Annotated in this window: 14 protein-coding genes; 7 read left to right on the forward strand and 7 right to left on the reverse strand. The window is 64.1% G+C overall.

Features of this window, described 5'->3' with window-relative positions:
* The first annotated feature begins 10 nt into the window (after positions 1–10).
* Both IPP90_07600 and IPP90_07605 read left to right on the forward strand, forming a co-directional pair.
* The gene (locus tag IPP90_07600) at positions 11–2,503 is read left to right on the forward strand and encodes a zinc-dependent metalloprotease (protein ID MBL0170583.1); all 2,493 of its coding nucleotides are present in this window, start codon (positions 11–13) and stop codon (positions 2,501–2,503) included.
* A gap of 49 nt (positions 2,504–2,552) precedes the next feature.
* Entirely contained in the window at positions 2,553–3,269 is a 717-nt protein-coding gene (locus tag IPP90_07605) for a hypothetical protein (GenBank protein ID MBL0170584.1), read from the forward strand.
* Positions 3,270–3,455: 186 nt separating this feature from the next.
* Here the strand turns inward: IPP90_07605 and IPP90_07610 are convergent, their stop codons facing one another.
* A complete protein-coding gene (locus IPP90_07610; protein MBL0170585.1) occupies positions 3,456–6,605 on the reverse strand; it encodes a glycosyl hydrolase in 3,150 nt (1,049 codons plus the stop codon).
* 93 nt (positions 6,606–6,698) lie between these two features.
* Positions 6,699–8,147, reverse strand: coding sequence for a serine hydrolase (locus tag IPP90_07615; protein MBL0170586.1), 1,449 nt, complete (start codon positions 8,145–8,147; stop codon positions 6,699–6,701).
* A gap of 196 nt (positions 8,148–8,343) precedes the next feature.
* Between IPP90_07615 and IPP90_07620 the strand changes: the two genes are divergently transcribed.
* The gene (locus tag IPP90_07620; GenBank protein MBL0170587.1) at positions 8,344–9,459 is read left to right on the forward strand and encodes a hypothetical protein; all 1,116 of its coding nucleotides are present in this window, start codon (positions 8,344–8,346) and stop codon (positions 9,457–9,459) included.
* Positions 9,460–9,649: 190 nt separating this feature from the next.
* Positions 9,650–10,519: an alpha/beta hydrolase gene (locus IPP90_07625; protein MBL0170588.1), complete on the forward strand. Its 870-nt coding sequence runs from the start codon at positions 9,650–9,652 to the stop codon at positions 10,517–10,519.
* 174 nt (positions 10,520–10,693) lie between these two features.
* Here IPP90_07625 and IPP90_07630 read toward each other — a convergent pair whose 3' ends face one another.
* Complete coding sequence (locus tag IPP90_07630; GenBank protein MBL0170589.1) at positions 10,694–13,012, reverse strand: S9 family peptidase; 2,319 nt, start codon at positions 13,010–13,012, stop codon at positions 10,694–10,696.
* 83 nt (positions 13,013–13,095) lie between these two features.
* Here IPP90_07630 and IPP90_07635 point away from each other — a divergent pair, with 83 nt between their 5' ends.
* From IPP90_07635 to IPP90_07645, 3 genes are all read left to right on the forward strand, one after another.
* Positions 13,096–13,812 (forward strand): hypothetical protein, encoded by a 717-nt coding sequence (locus IPP90_07635; GenBank protein ID MBL0170590.1) that lies wholly within the window; start codon positions 13,096–13,098, stop codon positions 13,810–13,812.
* Positions 13,796–14,254, forward strand: a complete 459-nt coding sequence (locus IPP90_07640; GenBank protein ID MBL0170591.1) for a hypothetical protein — start codon at positions 13,796–13,798, stop codon at positions 14,252–14,254. Before IPP90_07635 ends, IPP90_07640 begins: the two co-directional genes overlap by 17 nt.
* A gap of 87 nt (positions 14,255–14,341) precedes the next feature.
* Entirely contained in the window at positions 14,342–15,280 is a 939-nt protein-coding gene (locus IPP90_07645) for a hypothetical protein (protein ID MBL0170592.1), read from the forward strand.
* A 137-nt stretch (positions 15,281–15,417) separates the two neighbouring features.
* Here IPP90_07645 and IPP90_07650 read toward each other — a convergent pair whose 3' ends face one another.
* From IPP90_07650 to IPP90_07665, 4 genes are all read right to left on the reverse strand, one after another.
* A complete protein-coding gene (locus tag IPP90_07650) occupies positions 15,418–18,504 on the reverse strand; it encodes a hypothetical protein (GenBank protein MBL0170593.1) in 3,087 nt (1,028 codons plus the stop codon).
* Between the two features lie 147 nt (positions 18,505–18,651).
* Positions 18,652–20,070: an MATE family efflux transporter gene (locus tag IPP90_07655; GenBank protein MBL0170594.1), complete on the reverse strand. Its 1,419-nt coding sequence runs from the start codon at positions 20,068–20,070 to the stop codon at positions 18,652–18,654.
* On the reverse strand, positions 20,067–22,118 hold the full coding sequence (gene paaZ / locus IPP90_07660) for a phenylacetic acid degradation bifunctional protein PaaZ (protein MBL0170595.1): 2,052 nt from the start codon (positions 22,116–22,118) through the stop codon (positions 20,067–20,069). Before paaZ ends, IPP90_07655 begins: the two co-directional genes overlap by 4 nt.
* A 34-nt stretch (positions 22,119–22,152) precedes the next feature.
* Positions 22,153–22,755: a transferase hexapeptide repeat family protein gene (locus IPP90_07665; protein MBL0170596.1), complete on the reverse strand. Its 603-nt coding sequence runs from the start codon at positions 22,753–22,755 to the stop codon at positions 22,153–22,155.

The raw sequence follows: 22,755 nt of genomic DNA on the forward strand, positions 1-22,755 counted from the left end.
GATGTCCGCCATCCGCCACTTCGTCCTGTCCGCGAGTTTCTGGTGCCTGCCCGCGCTGGCCACTGCCCAGACGCCGCCGGCCACGCCACCGGCGCAGACCACACCGCCGGCTGACGCCGCAACCGCCAACGCGTCGCGACGCGGACCGCGCCCCTACGCGCAGGTCATCACCGCGCGCGCCCACACCGAAAAGGGCGGCATCACCGTGCACCGGGTGGACGACCGCTATTTCTTCGAGGTCCCCGACTCGCTCATGGGACGGGATTTCCTCATGGTCACGCGGGTCTCGGGCGCCCCGTCGGGCGGTGGCGGGTTTCAGACCGCCGGCACGTCGCTGAACGAACGGATGATTCGATGGGAGCGCGTGAACGAACGCATTCTCCTCAGGAGCATCAGCACCGATGCCGTCGCCGACGACTCGTTGCCCATCGCCCGCAGCGTGGCCCAAAACAACTTTGCACCAATTATCGGCGCGTTCACCATTTCGGCCTTCGGCAAGGACAGCACGGCGTACGTCATTGACGTGACCGATTTCTTCGCCACCGACAACCCGGCCACCTCGGGGCTCAATGCGGATCAGCGTCGCACGTATGGCGTGCGCCGGTTCGATCCCGCGCGCAGCTACATCAGCAGCATGCGCGGATTTCCCATCAACGTCGAAGTGCGCCAGGTGCAGACCTTCGATGCGGCCACACCGCCGGATGATCGCAACGGCGGCACGGTCACCATGGAGACCCGGCAGTCGATGGTGCTGCTGCCCAAGGTGCCCATGCGCCCGCGCAACTTCGACGAGCGGGTTGGGTTCTTTTCCATCGAACGCGTGAACTACGGTCTCGATCAGCAGAAGGCAGCCTCGCAGCAGTTCATCACCCGCTGGCGTCTTGAACCGAAAGACCCCGCCGCGTACGCGCGCGGCGAACTGGTGGAGCCCATCAAGCCCATCGTGTACTACCTCGACCCGGCCACACCCACCCGTTGGAAGACGTACGTGAAGTCCGGCGTGGAAAGCTGGCAGGCCGTGTTCGAGAAGGCCGGATTCAAGAACGCCATTCTGGCCAAGGATGCGCCCTCGAAGGCCGAGGACCCCGATTTCGATCCGGATGACGCGCGCTATTCCATGGTGCGATGGGCCGCCAGTCTGGTGCGCAATGCGGTTGGCCCGCATACGCACGATCCGCGCTCCGGCGAGATCATCAACAGCGAGATCACCTGGTTTCACAACCACATGCGGTCCTATCGCAACTGGCTCATCATGGAAACGGGCGCCTCGAATCCGTTGGCGCGCTCACTGGACATCCCGGACGAGCTGATGGGCGAGACGATGCATCAGGTCATCGCTCACGAAATCGGACATGCGCTGGGACTGCAGCACAACATGATCGCGTCGTCGTCGTTCCCCACCGATTCGCTGCGCTCCCCAAGCTTCACAGCCAAGTACGGCGTCAGCGCCACCATCATGGACTACGCCCGTCAGAACTACATCGCACAACCGGGCGACGGACTGAAAACCAAGGATTTCATTCGACGCCTCGGCCCCTTTGACGATTTCGCCATCAACTGGGGGTATCGCCTCATCGCGTCGCGCACCGCCGACGACGAGAAGCCGACACTCAATCGCTGGCTGACCAGCCAGACCGGCCCAATGCCCTATCGCTTCACGCCGCAGGGACTCGGCAGCGCCGATCCGCGCGTGCAAACGGAGGATCTGGGCGACGATCCGGTGAAGTCCTCGATGTATGCCGTGATGAACTACCAGAAGATGATCCCCAATCTCATCGCGTGGACGACTACGTCGGGCGAAGACTACACGGATCTGACGGAAGTGTACGAAGAGGCGGTGGGTCGCTGGGCCGGCTACATGGGACACGTGGCCACCGTCATCGGCGGCGTGAACGTCGACCTCAAGACCTCCGATCAGGCAGGCGCTGTGTTCCGCGTGGTGCCCAAGGCCAGACAGAAGGCGGCTCTGGCGTTCCTGAGCGACAACGTGATCACCACACCCCAGTGGCTGCGTCCGCAGGAGATCCTGTCACGCATTGGCCCCAGCACCGTACTGGCGGCGCGTCAGGCTGGTGTGGTCACGTCACTGCTCAGTAGTGCGCGGCTTGGCCGCATGGCTGAAGCCGAGCGGTATGACGCCGCCAGCGCTTATCCCGTGGCTGAATATCTCGGCGATCTCAAGCGCAGCGTGTGGAACGGTGCGTCGCCTGATGCGTCACGGCGACAATTGCAGCGGGTGTATCTGCAACGCCTTGATGCGCTGATCAGTCCACCCCCGGCTCCGGCGCCGCAACCGGGCGCGGGTGCACCCACCCGTCCCCTGCCGTTTGTCACCGCGCCAAACGTGGCACAAAGCGACCTGCCGGCGCTGGCGCGCGCGCAGCTGCGTGACATCCAGCGTGAGGCGCGCGCCCATGCGTCATCGGCCGGCGGCGCGGTCGCGCGTGCCCACTGGAACGACGTGAGCGACCGCATCTCACAGATACTCGATCCCAAACGATAGCCGACTACTCACCGGGCGTGCGACGCGTCCGGTGAGTACACTTCCCTTCATGTCGCTTCGTCGTCACCCGTTCACCTCGCAGCGTGAGCGCAACACGTATATTCGCGAGCACGCCCAGCGCATCGCGAGCACGGTCACGGTCCCGGCGGGACTCGCGCCCATCCCGGTGGCCGTGGTACCGGCGAACACCCGCGAAACAGAAGCGCTCCCCGAGCGAACACGGCGCATCTTCCTGGATCGCCTGCACTCGATACTCGGACGCGTCTTCGCCACGGTGCCCACCGACGGCGCCATGCCCACCGCGGAAGCGACGGCGGCGTTGGCGGATGCGTACCCGGACCCCAATGCCTCAACGGCCGCGACCGATCTCGAGGCGATACTCGGCCGCAGCTGCGCCACCTGTCGTGGTGAATGCTGCACCGCGGGCGGCGACCATGCGTTTCTTCGCGAAGACAGTCTGTTGCGAGTACATGGGCAAGACGACTCGCTCGACCAGAGCGCCCTGCTCGCGTCGTATGCATCGTATCTGCCCGTGCGACACTATCGCGGATCGTGCGTCTATCATACCACCGACGGCTGCGCATTGCCGCGCGCCATGCGTTCGAATCTCTGCAATCGCTATATCTGCGGCGGGCTCACGCAGCTCAAGAGCGCGCTGCAGGAGTCGGGAAGCGCGAGGGCGTTCGTTGGCGCCGCCGACTCGGTACATCTTCGGCGACTGGCCCTGATTGATGCACACGACGCCACGCCCATCGCGCTCGGCTGACGCGAGCGACGGCCGAACGACATCACCGCAGGGTACGCAGCCAGCCCTCGACAAGATCTCGCCGGTACCTCAACAGCACTTAACCGCAAAGTTCACGAAGATCGCCAAGCGACAGCTGCAGACGATCCCCGTCCCTTCGCGTTCTTCGCGAACTTTGCGGTAATGTGCAGTAAAGTGCCGTACGCGCTACGGCTGCAGCAACGGCAACACACTGAACCCCTGACTCGGTCCAATCGGCGTCACCGTCGTGCCCACCAATCGGCCGATGCTCGCCTTGTACACGCCGGCCGGCACCCGCTGCGGCTGACCGCGCAACGCCGCCGCGAGTCCACCTGGGCCACCGGCACCGCCGCCACCACCACCAAATCCACCAGCCGTTGTCCCAATCGCACACGACGTAAGCGCATTGGCGGCAGGGCGCGGGGCGCGTGAGGTCGTATCCGTCGCGGCCGCCGCCGCACCAGTACCCGCTTGCCCGCCAAACTGCGCCGAGAGCCGCCGTGCCGTCGCGCTATCCGGTGCCACGGGGTCGCTGTTGAGATTCCACGCAAACCGGCGAAGGCCAACGCTTCGATCGAGCTCACAGCGACGGACTTGCTTGCCACTGTTGTCGCTGATGGTCAACACCAACTTGGCGTCGGTCGGCAACGTGTCTTTCACGTTGTACGTGATCCATGCCCCCACCGGCGGATTGGGCGTGCTGAAATTGCCGCTGATCGCAAGCGTTCCGGCGGCGCCCGCCGGCGCGAGTCCGCCAGGCACGAAGGAATACGCATGCCGCAACGGAAACAGCCTCGCCGGCTCACTCAGGCTTTGCGGCGTGATGTCACGCAGCGCGGAGTAGTCGTCCAGCACATAGAATCCGCGGCCGAAGGTGGCCATGACCACGTCGCTCTCGCGCTTGTGCAACGTGACGTCGCGCACTTGCGTCACCGGCAAGCCGCCTTTGAGCTGCACGTACGACTTGCCACCGTCGACACTGGTGAACAATCCGAACTCCGTGCCCACAAACAGCAACTCACCATTCACGAAGTCCTGCGCGATGGCCCACACGTCGTGGCGTGCCGGCAGATTGGCGGAGATGTTCACCCACGTGCGGCCGCGGTCGGTGCTGCGGACGATATAGGGCGCATAATCACCGCGTTGCCAGTTGTTGAGCGTGACGAACACGGTGTTGGCATCGCGCGGCGACGCGTGCACGTCGCTCACGTACGTGAACTTCGGGACCCCGGGGAACGTTTCGATACGACGCCAGTTCCTGCCGCCGTCCTCGGTGACCTGCACCAATCCGTCGTCGGTGCCCACCCACAGCAGTCCTTCCATCACCGGTGACTCGTCGATGGCCACCACGTTGCTCAGGTCGGTCGTGGACGCATTCAGCGCGACCGAACCGCGAGGCCACACTTTGCCCATGATCGGCAGCGTATCGCGATTGAGTTGACGCGACAGGTCGGGGCTGATCTTCGTCCAGTTGTCGCCGCGATCATCGCTGCGATACACGAACTGGCTGGCGAAATAGAGGCGATCGGCATTGTGCGGACTCATCACGAATGGCGCATCCCAGTTCGTGCGATCACGTACTGCGGGAACGGCAACTGCGGGTGAGGGTACTGCAACTGCAGGTGAGGGTACTGCTACCGCAGGTGATGGTACTGCAACGGCAGCCGGGGCTCCCGAATCATCACCACCCGTCGATGCGGTGGTCGGTCGAATGCCCTGTCCGCGTCCCGTGCGCATGTCGAAGCGCGACAGTCCGCCATTCTGCGACTCGCCAAAGAACACGTTTTGGTCTTCCATGTGGCCGCGCGCCTGAAATCCGTCGCCGCCCACGATGTTGAACCAATCACTGTTGCGGATGCCCCACGTGTTGGTGGTGCGGGACGGGCCGCACTGCGAGAAGTTGTCCTGCGTGCCGCCGCACACGTAGTAGAACGGCTTGGCGTTGTTCACGCCCACCCGATAGTACTGCGTGATGGGCAGCGTCGCGTGAAACTTCCAGGTCTCGCCAAAGTCGTACGTCTCGTACAAGCCACCGTCATTGCCCAGCAGGATGTGGTTCTTGTCCAGCGGATCGAAGGCCATGGCGTGGTGATCGACATGCACGCCGCGGGATTCCCAGTTGGTGTTCGACCACGTCGCGCCGCCGTCGGTGCTGCGCGCGAGGTTGGTGCCTACTTCGTACAGGTGGCCGACGCGATGCGGATCGAGGAATAGCTCGCTGTAGTATTGACCCGTCCCGCTGGCAAACCAGTTCTCGCGCGCGGCCGCCACGCGGGCGCTGTCCGCCGCTGTCACCGGCGTCGCCGCGGCGCCGCCGCGACCACCGCCACCACCGCCTGCGCCACGTCCACCCGCTGCTTGCGCGTTCTTGCCAAAGCGTGACCACGTCGCGCCGTCATCCGTGGACTTGTACAGCCCCGATTGCCCGGCACTCGCCTCAAAGAACGCAATGATTTGCGTGGGTGAGGTGCGTCCCTCAATGGTCAGGGCCGCGCGCCCCACGTCGCCGGTCGGCAAGCCGGTGGTGAGCTTCGTCCAGGTCTTGCCGCCATCAATGGACTTGTGCAATCCACCTTCCGGACTGCCTCCGATGGCCTGACCGACGTGCCGACGGCGCGGATACGCCGCGGCGTACAACACATCGGCATTCTTCGGATCGAACACCACATCCGTAATGCCGGTATTCTCGCTGATGTACAGGCTGCGTGTCCATGTGGCACCGCCGTCGATAGTCTTGTACAGCCCCCGTTCTCCGCCCGCGGAGAACAGCGGCCCCTGCGAGGCGACAAACACCACGTCGGAGTTGCGCGGATCGATGATGATCTTGCCGATGTGCTCGGACAGCGCGAGTCCCACCCGCTTCCAGGTCTTGCCGGCATCGGTGGACTTGAACAGACCGTCACCAAAATGTGCACTGCGCTGGCTGTGATTCTCGCCACTGCCCAGCCAGAGCACGTTGGAGTTCTTCGGATCGATCTCCACGCAACAGAAGTTGTGCGTGCTCTGATCGTCGAACAGTGGCGTGAACGACGCGCCGCGATTGACCGTCTTCCACAGGCCGCCAAACGCCGTGGCGATGTACCAGGTGCTGGGATTGTTGGGATCGATCTTGATGTCGGCGATGCGGCCGGTCACCAGCCCCGGCCCGATCGAGCGCATTTGCAGACCCTTGAGCACGTCCGACGTGAGAGCCGGCGCGGCGGCGGTCGGCGGCTCGGCCTTGGCTGGCGTCCGCCCGCCCGTGCGCTGTGCCTTCGCGGCCCACGGAAGGGTGAGCACGGAGACGAACGCGAATGCGCTGGTCCGCCATATGGTGCCGGAACGCAAGTCGATCATGTCACGCGGGGATTGAGTGAAGGATGGAGACGAGTCGCCGTCTACCGTCTGCCGTCTACTGTCTACTGTCTACGCACACGCCACCTGCAACGCTCACTTCGTCGGCCGTACCGCCCGCAGCAGCGTCGCGGTCGCCTTCTGGCGCGCCGCCTCGCCCCGGTCCTCCCCGCGATACTTGCCGATCCGCACAATCACCAGGTCGTGCGACGGCACAATCCAGGCGCTCTGGCCGCCAGCGCCCAGCATGGCGTAGGCATCGCGTGGCATCGGTTCCGCACCGTCCCCGTTGACCCAGAAGAACCCACCGCCGTACACCGGCCGTCCGTCGGCCACCCAGGCCGGCGCCAGCGTGCGCACGTACGGCACGTACCCCGCCGGAAGCAACCGCTCACCATTCCACACGCCGTCCTGCAAATACAGATTCGCCAGCCGCGCCCAGTCACGCGCCGCGATCACCTCGTAACCCTGTCCGAGAAAGTTGCCGTACGGATCGGTGTAGATGATCGCGTCACGCATGCCGAGCTTGTCGAACAATGCGCGTGTGGGGAAGGCGTGATAATTCTCGCCGCGCTTTTCCGCGCCCAGTCGCACCAGATAGCTGGCCAGAACCGGATCGGTATTGCGGTACCGACCCACCGTGTTGGGCGGCCACTGTTGCGGACGCGTGGCGGCCCACTGATACGAATTTGCCGTGCCGGCATACAGATACAGATGATCGGGGTAGCCGACCTTCGGATCATAATCCGGATCTTGCGGCGCGCGCAGTCGCAGTCCGCTGGACATGCGCATGATGTCCATGATGCGGATCTTCTGACGACCGTCGCCCGGCTTCTGCCATTCCGGAATCGGTGCGGCCTGATCAAGCGTGTAGGTGCCCATCTGGATGAGGCGACCGATCAGCGTGCCGGTGACGCTCTTCCCCATCGACCAGCTTTCCAGCGGCGTGTGAATGCCAATGCCCTTGGCGTAGCGCTCGCCGATGATGCGTCCCTTGTACGTCACCACGAACGCCAGCGTCATCGCGGCGGGTGGGCCGAATCCTTCATCCATCGCGCGCGCCACCAAGGCGGAGTCGACGTTGGCGGGCCACGCCGCTTTCGGCAACACGTCGCCCATGGGCCACGGCGTGCTGGCGGCCGGCGGCAGCTTGGACGTCACGAGAGACGGCGTGAAGAACACCGAATCGGCTCCGAGCGGCAGGGCGACACACCCCTGACTGCCGTAGCGTTTCGCGACCCGCGTGACGCCGTTCTTCAGCGTCAGACGCACGGTCTGATGCGTACGATCAATGACCGTGTCCTTGACCTCCGACCGATACGCCAACGGTCCCGAGAAGAAGCCGACGTTCGCGGCGGCGTCTTTCGGATCGAGTCCGGTCAGGAAGACCGCCGCGCACAGCGTCGTGGCAAAGCCGGCCGTGTAGTGCGAGAGCGCGTCTCCCGGAGGCGCCGTCCATGCGCCCGGCAATTGCAGCGAGTCGCCCCGAGCGATCACCGCCGCCTTCGTGGCGACGCGCGGTGCAGGCGACTGTGACCGCAGCATTTCGCTGGAGAGTGCGCTGGCAAACGCCAACGCCAGGCTCACAGCAAGGCTCTTGCCGTATGGAGGAATAGGCTTCAGCATCAGGGATCCACGCGTAGGGTGAGCATCGGGACGCGACATAGGCAATTGACGCCAGGCCGTGGGTTTGCACCAGTCCGGCGCGAACCATTGGCACCTCCGTTAGGTCCAACATCTCATGAACCCTCACCGCCCTGCCCTCCGAACCCTGGTCGCGGCCACGTTGCTCCCGGCGGCCATTGGCCTCTCGCCGCAACGCGACATTGCACAGCCCAGTCACGCGTACCTCAATGGGCAATGGTTTGATGGCGTCGGGTTTCGTCGCGGAGACCGCTACGTCGTCGATGGCCTCTTCACGTCGCAGCGGCCCGCTCGGCTTGACCAGACCACGGACCTCGACGGTGCGTTCGTGGTGCCGCCGTATGGCGAGGCCCATTCACACAATGTCGAATCGAGTCGGTTTGACGCGGTATCTCGCATGCACCTCGCGCGCGGAGTCTTCTATGTCAAGAATCCGAACGCCCTGAAGCGATACACGACACCGCTCATGGGTCGCATCAACGTGCCGGGCGCACTCGACGCGACCTTTGCCTTGGGTGGGCTGACCAGTAGCGGCGGGCATCCCGTTGAGATTGCCGCACGCCAGATTGCGCGCGGCGCGTGGACCGCCGCCGATGGTGACGGTGGCTTCTACTGGGTGATTGACGACCTCAATGCGCTCGCGGCCCGATGGTCGAGCATCCTCGCTGAAAAGCCTGACTTCATCAAGACCTATCTGCTCTATTCCGAGGAATACAACCGTCGCCGAAACGACTCCACGTATCGGAGCTGGCGGGGACTTGATCCCGCCGTGTTGCCGCAGATCGTCAAGCGCGCGCACGCCGCCGGACTGAGGGTAAGCACGCACATCGAGTCCGCGCATGATTTTCGTATCGCACTCGCCGCTGGAGTGGATGAGATCAATCATCTGCCAGGGTTTCGACCCGACCGCGACGATCCGCGCGGCTACGAAGATCTTGCGCGGTACATGCTCGCCGACGAGGATGCCCGTCGCGCGGCGCGGGCCGGTGTCGTGGTGGTGACCACGCTGGGCGGAATTCTCGAAATGCTCGACCGCGTTCCCGCGTCCAGCGAACAGGCACCATTGGCGTCCCGCACACGGGACATGCTGCGCGAAAACCTGAGGCGACTGCATCGTCACGGCGTGCGCGTCGCATTGGAAGCGACGAGTATGAGCGCACTGCCGATTTCGAGACCACGCACCTGGCAGCCCTTGGCGCGGTTGACAACCTGACGCTGCTCAAGTGGTGGACCGAGAATACCGCGGCGGCAATCTTTCCCGGACGGAAGATCGGCAAACTCACCAGTGGATACGAAGGTAGTTTTCTGGTCCTTGGCGGCAATCCGCTGGTCGATTTCGCGAACACCCGGCGGATTACCATGCGGGTCAAGCAAGGCATCATTCTCCCTCTGCTCTAGACAACATGCGCCAGACGCGCCGAGCGCTGGTCGTCCTCTCAGTGGCGGTCAGTTGGGGCTGTACGGAGAAGAACCCGTCCGCGCCGACTACACCACTACCGGCGCTGTCAATGAACAACGTCCACTATGGCGCCGACGCGCAACAGATCATGGACGTGCAGCTCCCCGCTGGTCGCAATGCCGCAACCGCGGTCGTCGTGTTCATCCACGGTGGCGCCTGGGAGGGTGGCGACAAAAGCGTGTTCTCGCCCACCGACCTCTCCAAGTTTACCGCACGCGGCTACGCGACGGTGAACATCAACTATCGACTGGCGAGTGTCCCGCTCAACGTGCACGATCCGATCTTGTCGGACGACGTGACAGCCGCACTCGACTATGTCGCTTCGCACGCCAACGAGTATCACGTGGCCAGTGCGACATTCGCCGTGGTCGGACACAGCGCCGGGGCGCATTTGGCATTGCTCGCCGCCTACAGGTACAACAGTCAGCGCCGTATCAAGGTGGTGGCGAGTCTCTCCGGTCCCACCAACTTCGTGGACCCGGCGTTCCTGGCGGTGCCGTCAACGCAGGGTATCATCGAACGGTACCTGGGCGTGACGTTTGCGGCGCAGCCCGCACGATGGACGGGCGCCAGCCCCGTATCGGTCGCCACCGCCACGTCACCACCAACCATCCTGCTCCACGGACGGTTGGACGCGTTGGTGCCGTACCCGCAGGCCGAGCAATTGAATGCTCGACTGCTCGCCCTGCGCGTGCCGATCGACTATCGCCTGTTCCCCAACTACAATCATGATCTCAACTACGTCACCCTGAACCACTTCGGCGACGACGTGTGGGACCCGACGCTGGCCTGGTTCGCGACGTACCTGAAATAAATCACGGCTCTTTTTGAACCGCGAAGTGCGCGAAGTGCGCCAAGGACCGGCAAGGATCAAAGTCGCGAACTTTGCGCACTTCGCGCACTTCGCGGTTCAATCCACCGTACCAGTGTTTGGGAAAGCGGAGTGGGCGGAGACGTTCCACCCACACGATTCCACGAAGAACCCAAATCAGTCGGGCGTAGGGGCCTTCTGCTTCTCCCACACGAACCGTTTCAGGAACACCCCCATCCGGTCGAACGTGTCGATCCAGTTCTTATGCAGCATCGACTCGTGCAGATCATCCGGCACGACAATCAGCTCATGATAGACACCGCGCGCCCGCAGCAACTGCACCAGGCCTATGGTCTGCGCGAAATCCACGTTGCGATCATCGTCGCCGTGCACCAGAAACACCGGTGACTTCCACCCGTCAATGGCGCCCACCGCCGACGACTTGAACGCCAGGTTCGTCGAATCGATCACGTTGCCGTACAGGTGCACACCGGCCAGATCGGCGCCCGCGACAAAGATATCCGAGTTGCGCGCCAACGCCTGCGACGTGAGCAGTCCGCCGTATGACAGCCCCCAGATGCCCACACGTGTCGGATCGACATCGGCGCGTCCCTGCAGATACTTCGCGCCCGCGATCACATCCTGATACTCGGAATTGCCACCGGCCTGGGTATTGGGCGCGGTGCGGAAACTGCGACCGTAGCCCACGCCACTGCGGTAGTTGATGGACAGTACCACGTAACCCTGACTCGCCAGCCACTGGTTCACCGCGTAGGCCCAGTGGTAGAACTGCATGTAGTGATAGCCCGGCATCATCTGTCGAACGGGTCCGCCATGCACGAAGATGATGGCCGGCCGCCTGTCGCCGGCCTTCATGTCCTGCGGGATGAACAACGTGTTACTGATGTCCAGACCGTCGGCCGCCTTGGTATGCACCACCTCGGGGACCACATGCGCCTGCGTGGGGAAATCCTTCCCGAGTTTCGGGAAAATGACTTTCGGTGCGCCGCCCGACGTGGGCACCAATGCAATCGACGCCGGTGTCTTGGCGTCCATATAGATCACCGCCACCTGCTTCCCCGATGCCAGCGGTTGCGGATAGGTCTCGATGCCGTCGCCCGTTGAAATGCGCGTCGGTGCGCCGCCACTGGTTGACACCGTCCAGATGTGCCGACGTTCGATGTCGCTGGCATTGGTGCAGTAGAACAACGTCTTGCCACCGTCACGCGAAAGCGCCAGCGAAGTGGCGTTCTCGATCAACCCGTCCGTCGTGGTCAAACGCACCGGCGTGCCACCACTCAAGCTGATGGCATACCAGCGATCCCATTCGTCCTTGGGGACGGTGACCGGAAGGATCACCTGATCACCCGCCCACACCATGTTCGCCGCCGTCGTGAAGACCGAGTCCCGCAGTGCGTTATGCCAGAATTCCTTCGCCGCACCGGTGGTTGCATCGGCCACCATCAGCGAGAGCGTGTGTCCACCGGCAAACGTGGCCGCGTAGAAGCCTGGCGAGCGACGCAGACTACCGCGCGAACTATCCTGCCGCGCCGCGCCGAGTCCGGCGCCGGCCCCCCCGCGACCGCCGCCGCCACCGCCGAATCCGCCACCGCCGCAGCCGCTCGACGGGTTGCCAGGCAGACGCGGCGCGTTGGGATTGGCCGCCGGGCCCGCGGGATTCCCGATGCCGCCTTGGCCATTCTGCGCCTGCAAACCAAACGGCGTCCCTGGACGACGATAGAACGCGATGCGCTTGCCATCGGGCGACCACGTCGGTCCCCCATCGCAATCCACACTGGGCGACACGTACGTCGCCTTGCGTGACGCCACATCGTACACAGTCACGAACGCGTGATTCTCACGATCGGAGACAAACGCAATCTTCTTGCCGTCCGGTGACCAGGTTGGCGACCCGTTGCGTCCCCATTCGCGAATGTAGGGTATGCCGCCCGTGTCCATCATCGTCACGGGGCCCGTTCGCACCACGCGGGCACGAAAAATCTGACCGTCCTTCACGTACAGGACAAAGCGACCATCGGGCGACAACTCTGGCGACGCGCCTTCCGCCACACGCCACGAGGGACCGCCCGTGGTGCGCACCGCCCAGATGGCGCGCTCGGCGCCGTCCGCGCTGTGCGACGGATTCGCCACCCAACCAAATCGATTCGGAGCCGACCCCCGCACAAACGTGACGATGGACCCATCGTCGGAAATCGCGACATCGGTCAGGTCAGTGCCGTCGTCCTGCAGATAGTTCGTCAGGCGCACCGCCTTGAAGTCCGGTGCGGCGGCCGTATACACATTGCGCATCCCCCGATCATACGCCATCCACGCGATGCGATCGGCCTTCTGGGCCGACACCAAGGTGAGCGGCGACGCCGGCGACATGAACGGCGCGATCGACGGTACCGCCTGGGCGGTAAGGGTGGTCGGCATCATTGGCAGCATGGCGACCAGGAGCACAGACGTGGAAACGGCAGTCAGTGTGCGCGGCATCAGAGTCCTCGGTGGGGTGGCGTTCTGCCACAACATACGGTCCTTTTCACGACGGCGCGACAACCACTCCCTGCAACCAGCACATGTCACTTCGGTTTGCCCACGGCTTGGCCGTCCCCTTCGCGTTTGCCTTCGCGCTCACGGTCGCACATCCCTCAGCGGCGTCCTCGCAATCGGCCACCGGTGTACGGGGCGCCCCCGATAGCATCGCCGACTTTGGCGGCCTCGTCAGACGGCTGTCCAACACGGGTGGCTATTTCAATACCGACAACCTCATTTCGAACGAGCAGGGCTATCAGCAGGTCCTCGGGGCCATGGATCGGCTCGGGCTGCGCGGCGGCGCCTACATCGGCGTGGGACCCGACCAGAACTTCACCTACATCGCGCGTCTTCGACCGCGGATCGCCTTCATCGCCGATATCCGCCGCGACAACATGCTCCAGCACCTGATGTTCAAGGCGCTGTTCGCGCGGGCCAGAAACCGCGCCGAGTTCCTCGCGTTGTGGACCGGTCGACCGGTGCCGACCGGCGTCGACCGGATGAGCGACCGAACCATTCAGGCGCTGGTGGGGTGGATCGACTCGACGCCGGTGAGCGCCGAAAGCGCGCAGCGGGCACGAGCCAGTGTCCGCGAGCAAGTGCAACGCAGTGGCGTCGCGCTTCTCGGCCCAGGATCTGGCGACCATCGGGCGCCCCCCTTCCATGACGCGTTCATCACCGACGGCCACTCGCTGCACTTCACGACCGCCGGCGCCGCAACCGTACTATCCGTCACTGCGTCAGTTGATTCTCGAGCATGACGCGAGCGGGCGCCTCCGCGGGTTTCTCGCCAGTGAAGACGACTATCAGTTCCTGAAGTCCATGCACCGGCGCAATCTCATTGTGCCGATCACCGGTGATCTGGCCGGCGCGCAAACGTTGCCCGGCATCGGTCGCTTCCTTGGCGAAATCAATGAGCGCGTGTCGGTGCTGTACGTATCGAACGTCGAGGACTACCTGTTGCAGGACGGCACCTTTGGCAGCTACCTGACCGGGGTGCGCGCGTTGCCCCGGGACAATCAGGCGGTCGTCATCCGCAGCTACTTCGGCAGCGGCTACGGCCACCCGGAAGCCACTGCGGAGTACCACGCCACCCAGTTGCTGCAAAGCCTCAGCGCGTTTGTCGCCGACACGGCGTTGTTGCGACCAATGCGCTACCGCGAACTGGTGAATCGCAACTGGATTCCCCTGCGGGAGCCATGATGCACGGGGCGATGACGCGTCGCCTGGCGGCTCGCTGCTGATGCGCGCGCCGACTTTCACGCAACGGTGCCGCGTCGTGCACAACCGCTGGCCACAGGGTTCGGACCCGGCGCCAGGGTGTTGCTCGATGCGCACAATGCGTATCCGGAACGCGGTCAATGGGCCGACCGCATCGAGCGCGCATTGGCCACCGGCACGCCGCTGGCGATCGAACAGGATCTGCATTGGACCAGGCCTGCCGGCAGCACGGCGTTCGCGTCGGTGGTTGCCCACGACGATGACGCCCTCGACGGCGCGCCCACGCTCGAGGCGTACTTCTTCGATCGGATTCGTCCGATCATGGAGCAGGCGCTCAGCGACAATCGTCGCGACACGTGGCCGCTCATCGTGCTCAATCTCGATTTCAAGGACAACACCCCGCAGCATCTCGATGCCATTTGGACGCTGCTTGGCGAATACGAACCGTGGCTGACCACCGCACCGCGTTCGGCGTCGCCCGCCCTGGCGGAAGCGCTGACCGTCGGACCACTGCTGGTACTGACCGGTGCCGACACCGCGCAGCGTCGGCGCTTTCACGACGACGTGCCCGTCGGTGCGCGACTGCGCGCGTTCGGGGCCATTCCTCCCGCGGCGATATCCGGCACCACAAAAGGCCAGCGGACGCGCCGCGCTGTACGCATGTCGGCGGCACAGCACATCGTCCCGCAGGCCGACAACTACGCGCGCTGGGTGAATTTTCCCTGGAGTGTGGTCGAGGAAGGCGGACAGAATAACGCGCGCGGATGGACCGCGACCGATTCGGCGCGCCTCATGTCACTGGTGCAGCGCGCGCACGAGAACGGCCTGTGGATTCGATTCTATACGCTCGACGGCTTCACGAAAGCGGAGGATCACGGGTTCTCCGCGTCCTACAATTTCGGCACCGTGCAGGCGGCGCGCGCACGCTGGCGGGCGGCCATCTCGGCCCGAGTCGATTTCATCGCCACCGACCAATACGAGGCGTTCTCCGCGGCGCGGCACGACTAGTCCGCATCATATGCGGGCGTGTAAGAAAAACCAGAACGCCGGACGGGCATGACCCCCCGTCCGGCGTTCCGACGTTCTTTAGCCTCACCCGCCGACGGGACGTCTCCCGTCTCCCGTCTCCATTCTCCCGTCTTCCCTCACTGGATCTTCCCCACGCCCAACGCCTTGTTGAGCGCCAGAATCGCCGCATCCAGTTCCTTCCGCAGCACCTGGTACCGCTCAAGCGCATCGCGGCCCACCTTCTGATCGCCGCGCGCCGTCATGCTTGACAGGTACGTGATATGCGCCTGCAGTCCCGGCTTGCCGTAGCGCACCGGCTGCGTATTCAGCACGTCCGAAACGGCCTTCACTTTCGTGAGTGTATCGGCCGCAGCGCCCGCCGCGCCCTTCAGCCGCGTTTCTGCGGCCCGCGCGCGCTGGACCGTAGCGTTCGCATCCGCCACCAACGCGCGCATCCGTGTGTTGTGATCGTACTGCTCCTTGAGATCGGCCACCGTGACGCCTTCCGAGGCGAGGCGTGGATCGATGAGCACCGTGAAGGGCACCGTCTGCGTCACGCTGCCGACTGTCAGCTTCGCTTGATACTGGCCCGGCGGTGCGCCGAGTCCCGCGGCCGTCGACACGTTCCAGACGAAGCGATTCACACCAGCGTTCTTGGTGACGATGTTCGACGGCGCACCACCACCGCCTCGGCCCGGACGACCTTCCGCCATCGCGGCTTCAGGGTCATCAGGATCTCCGCCGCCGCCACCGCCACGACCGCCACGGCCGCCACCGGCCGGCGCGGTTGGCATGTCGCTCCGGTACGTGGCCATGGACTTGCCGGCCGCGTCAAGGATCTCCATGCGCACCGTATCACGCGGCACCGATGGCAGAAAGTACTCCACCTGCGGGCCGAGTTGCGCGGCCGCCGTCGCGGTGCGGTACCCGTCGCGCGGCTTGAACAGCGTGACCGCCTGCGTGGAGGTCTGTGGCGTGATCTGATGCAACGACGAGAGATTGTCGATGATCCACATCGCCCGACCCTGCGTGGCGACCACAAGATCCTTCTTGTGCACCTTGATGTCGTTGATCGGCACATTGGGCAGGTTCAACTGGAACGACTGCCAGTGTCCGCCATTATCGAACGACACGTACATCCCGAATTCGGTGCCGGCGTACAGCAACCCCTCGCGACTCGGATCCTCGCGCACCACGCGCGTCGGCGCATCGGCGGGAATGCCGTTGGTGCCGTCCGTCAACTTCTTCCACGTGGCCCCGTAATCGTCGGTGCGATAGATGTACGGCGCGTAGTCCCCCAGCAGATAGCGGTACACGGCAAAGTACGCCGAGCCTTTGCGATGCGGCGAGGTCTCGATCCATGCCACGCGACCACCCCACTCCAGCCCCTTGGGGGTGACGTTCTTCCAGGTCTTGCCGTTGTCACGCGTCACGTGGAACGGGCCGTCGTTGGATCCTGTCCAGATGACCCCGGGTTCGAGCGTCGACTCCGTGATCGCGTACAACGTGCTGAAAAATTCCTCGCCAGTCACGTCGCGCGTGATGGGCTCACCACTGGCCCCTTGGCAGCATTTCGGAAACGCGGTGAGGTCGGGCGAAATCTTCTGCCATGTCACGCCGCGGTCGACCGTGCGATGCAGGTACTGCGACCCGTAGTACAGCACATTCGGGTTGTGTGGCGACACCGCCATCGGTGAGACGCGCTGGAAACGGTAGATGAGGTCTTGTCCCGCATTGCCGTACAGCGACTGGCCGCCCACCCAGTAGTTCCGGGTCTGGCCGCTTTCCGTGTTCATGTACTGGTACTGTCCCTTGCACGACCCGTAAATGATGTTCGGCAGCGTGGGGTGCGGAATGATCGGCCCCGTCTCACAACCGGGGCCTGTGCGCACGATGCTGGTGGCGGGATCGGTGAACGCCGCAACTTCATACGTGGAGTTGTCCTGCTGTGCGGCGTACAGGTTGTACGGAAACTTGTTGTCGATCCAGACGCCATAGAATTCGGCCGTGGGCTGATTCTCCTGCGTCGACCACGTGCGGCCGCCATCAAACGAGACATTCGCGCCGCCATCGTTCGATTGGATCATGGTGTTCCCGTTGGTCGGGTTGATCCAGATATCGTGATTGTCGCCATGCGGCGTGCGCAGGGTGGTCATCGTCTTGCCGCCGTCCACGGATTTCCAGGAGCCTTCCGCGCCAGCGTACACCACGTCGGCGTTCGTGGGGTCCGCGCCCAGGGTGGTGTAGTAGAATGGACGCTGCGTGAGACCCGCCGTGGTGTTCACCAGCGACCAGTTGGCGCCGGCATTGTCCGATCGATACAAGCCGCCGCCAGGCAATGCCTCCACCAGCGCGTAGATGCGCTGCGGATTCGCGGCGGTCACGGCCATGTTGCCCTTGCCGATCAACTCGGACGGCAATCCGGCGCCGCCCTTGGTCCACGTGTCGCCTCCGTCGATGCTCTTGAAGAAACCGCCGGCCCGCGAGCCCGAGATAATGGTCCACGGCTTGCGTTCGATACGGTTCATCCAGGCATACACGACGTTGGGATTGCCCGGCTGCAGCTCCACGTCCATCGCACCAGTGCTGTCGTTCATGTACAGCGTCTTCTTCCACGACTTGCCGCCGTCGGTGGTCTTGTACACACCACGATCGGTGTTGGGCTTGAAGATGTCGCCGTAGGCCGCCACCCATGCCACATCGGGATTGGTGGGATGGATGCGCACGGCGCCGATCTGTCCCACCGTGTACAGGCCGATGAACTGCCACGACTTGCCGCCGTCATTGGTGCGATACACGCCGCGCCCCGTCGACACATTGCTGCGCACACCGTCAGAACCCGTCCCCACGTAGATGATGTCGGGATTCGACTCGGCCACGGCAATGGAACCGATCGATCCCAACGGAATCTTGCCGTCGGTGATGGGCTCCCAGCTTTCGCCGCCGTTCGTGGTCCGGAACACGCCGCCACTGGCCACACCCATGTAGAACGTGCGCGGTTGCGACGGCACGCCGGTGACACTGGTCGCGCGGCCTCCGCGCGAGTGGCCGGCCAGTCGATAGCGCAGCCCGTTGAACAGCGCACCGTCCACGGACGCCATCATCGGCGCCTTGGCGGCTAGACTCCTGCCCGCTGGGGCCGCGGGTTTGGCAGCAGCTTGTGCGCGCAGCGCGGTCGGCAACAGGGCCAGCGCAGAGAACAGTCGAATCGATCGGTTCGTCATGGTGTGACTCGGTGAATGCTGCTGAAGAATGAATCGCAGGGTTCAAACAGCCCCCGGAACCGCGCCTGCAACTGTTCCTGAATACGCGCCACGCACCAGAGATGCTGCCCCCGTACCTCTCCCGTCTCCCGTCTCCCGTCTCCCGTCTTAATTCCTCCCCGTCACCTTGATCTCAATACTCCTCCACCGCCCCTGCCGGAACCGCACCACACTCAGCAGCGCCCGCAGCCCGTGCCCGATCACAATCGCCATCCACACGTCGCTCGGTACCAGTTGCCGGCTCAGCTGAATCGCACTCAACATGCCGATCGGCACCGCAAACTGCGAGATCAGCGAGATGTAAAGCGGACTCTTGGTATCGCCCGTGCCCTGCAGGCCACCGGTGTACGTCAACGCCGTCGTGATGAACAGACCGGAGAGACTCAGGAAGCCCAGCAACTGCACGCCGATGCGCACCACATCGGGTTGCTCCATGCCAAACAGCGCCAGCAGCTGGGTGGGGATCGCCAGGAACATCAGTCCCACCGTTGCCGCAATCGCCAGTCCGATGCGGGAGGCGGTCCGCACGGCCTGCGCACTGCGATCGGGGTGACCGGCCCCCATGTTCTGCCCCGCCACCGCTGAGGCAGCCCCCATGAGGCCCACCGAGGTCCACGTGACCAGCGAGAACAGTTCCGTATAGGCAATGGCGTACGCGGCCTGCGCCTGGGCACTCGACGCGGTGGATCCGACAAAGCGAAGCAACAGCACGCCGGCGATGTTCATCGCGATGCCCTGCAACCCGGTCGGCAGCCCAAACCGGAACAGCGAGCGAATGATCTCCCAGTCCGGGCGCCAGGTCACATGGCGGAAGTCAATCACCCAGTGGCCGCGAAACAGTTGCGTCATCGAATAGATCGCGACGATGCCGCCAGACAGCGCGGTGCCCATCGCCGCACCGGCAGTGCCGAACGACGGAATGGGTCCCAAACCGCGAATGAAGATCACATTGAAGCCGATGTTCATGGCGGTCATCGCAATGCCCAGTCGCAGCGGCGTCTTGGCGTCGCCGGCCGCGCGCAGTCCGCCGCCCAGCATGAAGAACATCATCATGCCGAAGTTGAACACGAACATGATGCGCAGGAACGGCAACGCTTCGGCCTGCACAGCGGGCGCGGCGTTGATCATGCCCAGCAACGCCGGTGCCGCGAAGTAACCCACGGGCGCCACCACACCAATCGACAGCGCCAGCGCCACCAGGAACGCCTGGGACGCCGCGCGATTCACGGCGGTTGCATCGCCCGCGCCGGCAAAGCGCGCCACCAGCACTGCCATGCCGGTGAACAACGAGGCGAGAAAGACCACCACCACCAGGAAGATCTGAAACGCCACGCCGATGCCGGCATTGCCGTTGAACCCCACCAGGTGACCAACCATGATATGGTCGATCATGCCCTGCAGCCCGCCAATCACGTTTTGCAGCACGGTGGGCCACGCAATCTTCCAGACCGCGGCGCCGATCGGCCCTTCCACAATGGACCGATCGAACTTGCGTGCGGGGGGTCCGCTCTTTGCCGCTTCGCTCACGCGGCCACTGCGCTGCGGCGCACCAACGTGAGGATCGAGTACACCGCAACCGCTTCGTCATGCTGATTGCGCACCTCGACATCCCACTCCACCACACCCTGCGGAATGCCACCCTCCGGCGTGTCCTTGGCGGTCTTCTGCTTCACCGTCAGGCGCACGTGAATCGTGTCACCCGGATACACCGGTTTGGTGAACCGCAATTTCTCCATGCCGTAGTTGGCCAGCACCGGTCCCAACGCCGGATCCACGAACAGCCCGGCCGCCGCCGATACGATGAAGTACCCGTGCGCCACCCGTCCTTCGAAGACGCCGTTGGAACGCGCTTCGTCGTCATTCATATGCGCGTAGAACTTGTCGCCACTCAGTTCCGCAAACTGCACCACATCATCCAGCGTGATGGTGCGCGTCCCGGTGATCAGCGTATCGCCCACCTGCAGTTCATCGAACGTCTTGCGAAACGGATGCACCGTGTCGGTGGTCTGTGCCGCGCCCGTCGTCCATTCACGGGTGATGGCCGTGAGCACGCTGGGACTTCCCTGAATCGCCGTGCGCTGCATGTAATGCAGCACCCCGCGTCCGCCGCCCATCTCCTCGCCGCCGCCGGCACGTCCGGGTCCGCCGTGTACCAGATTCGGCAACGGCGAACCGTGACCCGTGCTCTCCTTCGCGCTACTGCGATCGAGCACCAGCATGCGCCCATGATACGCGGCCGTCCCCAGAATCACCGTCCGCGCCACCGCTGCATCGGCCGTGACCAGCGACCCGCACAGCGAACCGCGTCCGAGCTTGGCCAATGCCACCGCGTCGTCCAGCGTGCGGTACGGCATGACCGTGTTGACCGGACCGAACGCTTCAATGTCGTGCGGTTCGTGGTGACTGAAGGGGTCATCGCACACCATCAGGATGGGTCCGAAGAACGCCCCCTTCTCCCGGTCCGCACCCACCACCGCGAAATCACCACCGCCGTACACCAATTCAGTCGCCGAACGAATCCGGTCGGCGTTCGCACCCACGTCACGCACCTGTCCTTTGCTGGCCAGCGGCCCCATGCGCACGCCTTCCACGGCCGGATCGCCAATCGTGGTCTTCTCCAGACGTCCGCGCAGCGCCTTCACCACATCCTCTTCCATGCCGGCGGGCACGATGGTGCGACGGATGGCCGTACATTTCTGGCCGGCCTTGCCCGTCATTTCGCGCGTCACTTCCTTGATGAACAGTTCAAACTCTTCGGTGCCCGGCACCGCATCGGGCCCCAAAATGGAACAGTTGAGGGAGTCCGCTTCCATGTTGAAGCGCACCGAATGCTCGACGATGGCACGACTCTCCTTCAGCATCTGCCCCGTCGCGGCCGAGCCGGTGAACGCCACTGCGTCCTGCTCGTTTACGTGCGACAACAGGTCGCCGGCACTCCCGCAAATCAGCTGTATTGCGCCTGGCGGCAGGATGGCCGAATCGATCATCGCGCGAAACACCGCTTCTGTCAGAAAGCTGGTGGCAGTGGCCGGCTTCACGATGCACGGCATGCCTGCCAACAATGCCGGCGCCAGCTTTTCCATCATGCCCCACACCGGGAAGTTGAACGCGTTGATGTGAATCGCCACGCCTTCCAGCGGCACGCAAATGTGCCGACCCACAAAGGAACCGGTTTTCGACAGCGGCTCCGTGGGCCCTTCCACATGGAACGTCTCGTTGGGGAACTCGCGGCGACCGCGACTTGAGTACGCGAAGAACGTGCCGATGCCGCCATCGATATCCACCCAACTGTCGGCCTTCGTGGCGCCCGTCGCGGCCGAGAGGACATAGAATGCGTCCTTGCGCTCCATCAGGTACTTGGCCAGCGCCTTGAGCATCGCCGCACGCTGATGAAACGTCAGCGCCCGCATCGCCGGCCCGCCGACCGTGCGGGCATAGTCGGCCATCGACTTGAAATCGAGACCGCCGCTGCCGGCCTCGCCGATCTTCTCGCCAGTGACGGCGTGAAACAGGTCGGCGGTCTTACCGGTCCCCTGGACCCACGCCCCATGGGCGTAGTTCATGAGCGTCAACATGCGCGTTCCGTAAGAGAGTTCACGTGAATGGCGTTCACACGGTGCCGGACTTCGTGTCCAACCAATTCTTCAGGATGCCGGACTGGGTGGGGCGGTTGGCCGGCAGTTCGCGCAACGGCTCGACGACGGTCCACCCGGCGCGCATCGCGGCCGGCAATTGCTGGTACAGCTGCGTGCCCGCCGACTTCCACTCCAGCATCTCGTCGCTCACGTCCTTCACGATCTTTGCCGGATTGCCCACCACCACCTTGCGTGGCGGGATCTCCATGCCGGTGGGCACAAAACAGAGCGCCCCCACGACACAGCCGCTCCCGACCACGGCGTTGTCCATGATCACCGCGTTCATCCCGATCAGCGCGTTGGCGCCGATCCGCGCGCCATGCACGATGGCGCCGTGTCCGATGTGGGCGCCGGCCTCAAGCACGACCACCACGCCCGGGAACATGTGGATGGTGCAATTCTCCTGCACGTTGCAGCCATCCTCAATCACGATGCCGCCCCAGTCGCCGCGAATGGCCGCGCCCGGACCCACGTAGACGTCGCGACCGATGATCACGTTACCGGTCACCGCCGCTTGCGGGTGCACGAATGCGCTCTCGTGTATCACCGGCACGAAACCGTCAAACGCATAAATCAT

The sequence above is a fragment of the Gemmatimonadaceae bacterium genome (genome assembly GCA_016720905.1).
Lineage (GTDB): Bacteria > Gemmatimonadota > Gemmatimonadetes > Gemmatimonadales > Gemmatimonadaceae > Gemmatimonas.

Excerpts from the sequence above, each read along its gene's own strand:
- IPP90_07610 (MBL0170585.1), bottom strand. The coding sequence starts at position 6,605 with ATGATCGACTTGCGTTCCGGCACCATATGGCGGACCAGCGCATTCGCG.
- IPP90_07635 (MBL0170590.1), top strand. The coding sequence starts at position 13,096 with ATGTCACTTCGGTTTGCCCACGGCTTGGCCGTCCCCTTCGCGTTTGCC.
- IPP90_07665 (MBL0170596.1), bottom strand. The coding sequence starts at position 22,755 with ATGATTTATGCGTTTGACGGTTTCGTGCCGGTGATACACGAGAGCGCA.
- IPP90_07625 (MBL0170588.1), top strand. The coding sequence starts at position 9,650 with ATGCGCCAGACGCGCCGAGCGCTGGTCGTCCTCTCAGTGGCGGTCAGT.
- paaZ (MBL0170595.1), bottom strand. The coding sequence starts at position 22,118 with ATGTTGACGCTCATGAACTACGCCCATGGGGCGTGGGTCCAGGGGACC.
- IPP90_07630 (MBL0170589.1), bottom strand. The coding sequence starts at position 13,012 with ATGCCGCGCACACTGACTGCCGTTTCCACGTCTGTGCTCCTGGTCGCC.
- IPP90_07620 (MBL0170587.1), top strand. The coding sequence starts at position 8,344 with ATGAACCCTCACCGCCCTGCCCTCCGAACCCTGGTCGCGGCCACGTTG.
- IPP90_07650 (MBL0170593.1), bottom strand. The coding sequence starts at position 18,504 with ATGACGAACCGATCGATTCGACTGTTCTCTGCGCTGGCCCTGTTGCCG.
- IPP90_07605 (MBL0170584.1), top strand. The coding sequence starts at position 2,553 with ATGTCGCTTCGTCGTCACCCGTTCACCTCGCAGCGTGAGCGCAACACG.
- IPP90_07615 (MBL0170586.1), bottom strand. The coding sequence starts at position 8,147 with ATGCTGCGGTCACAGTCGCCTGCACCGCGCGTCGCCACGAAGGCGGCG.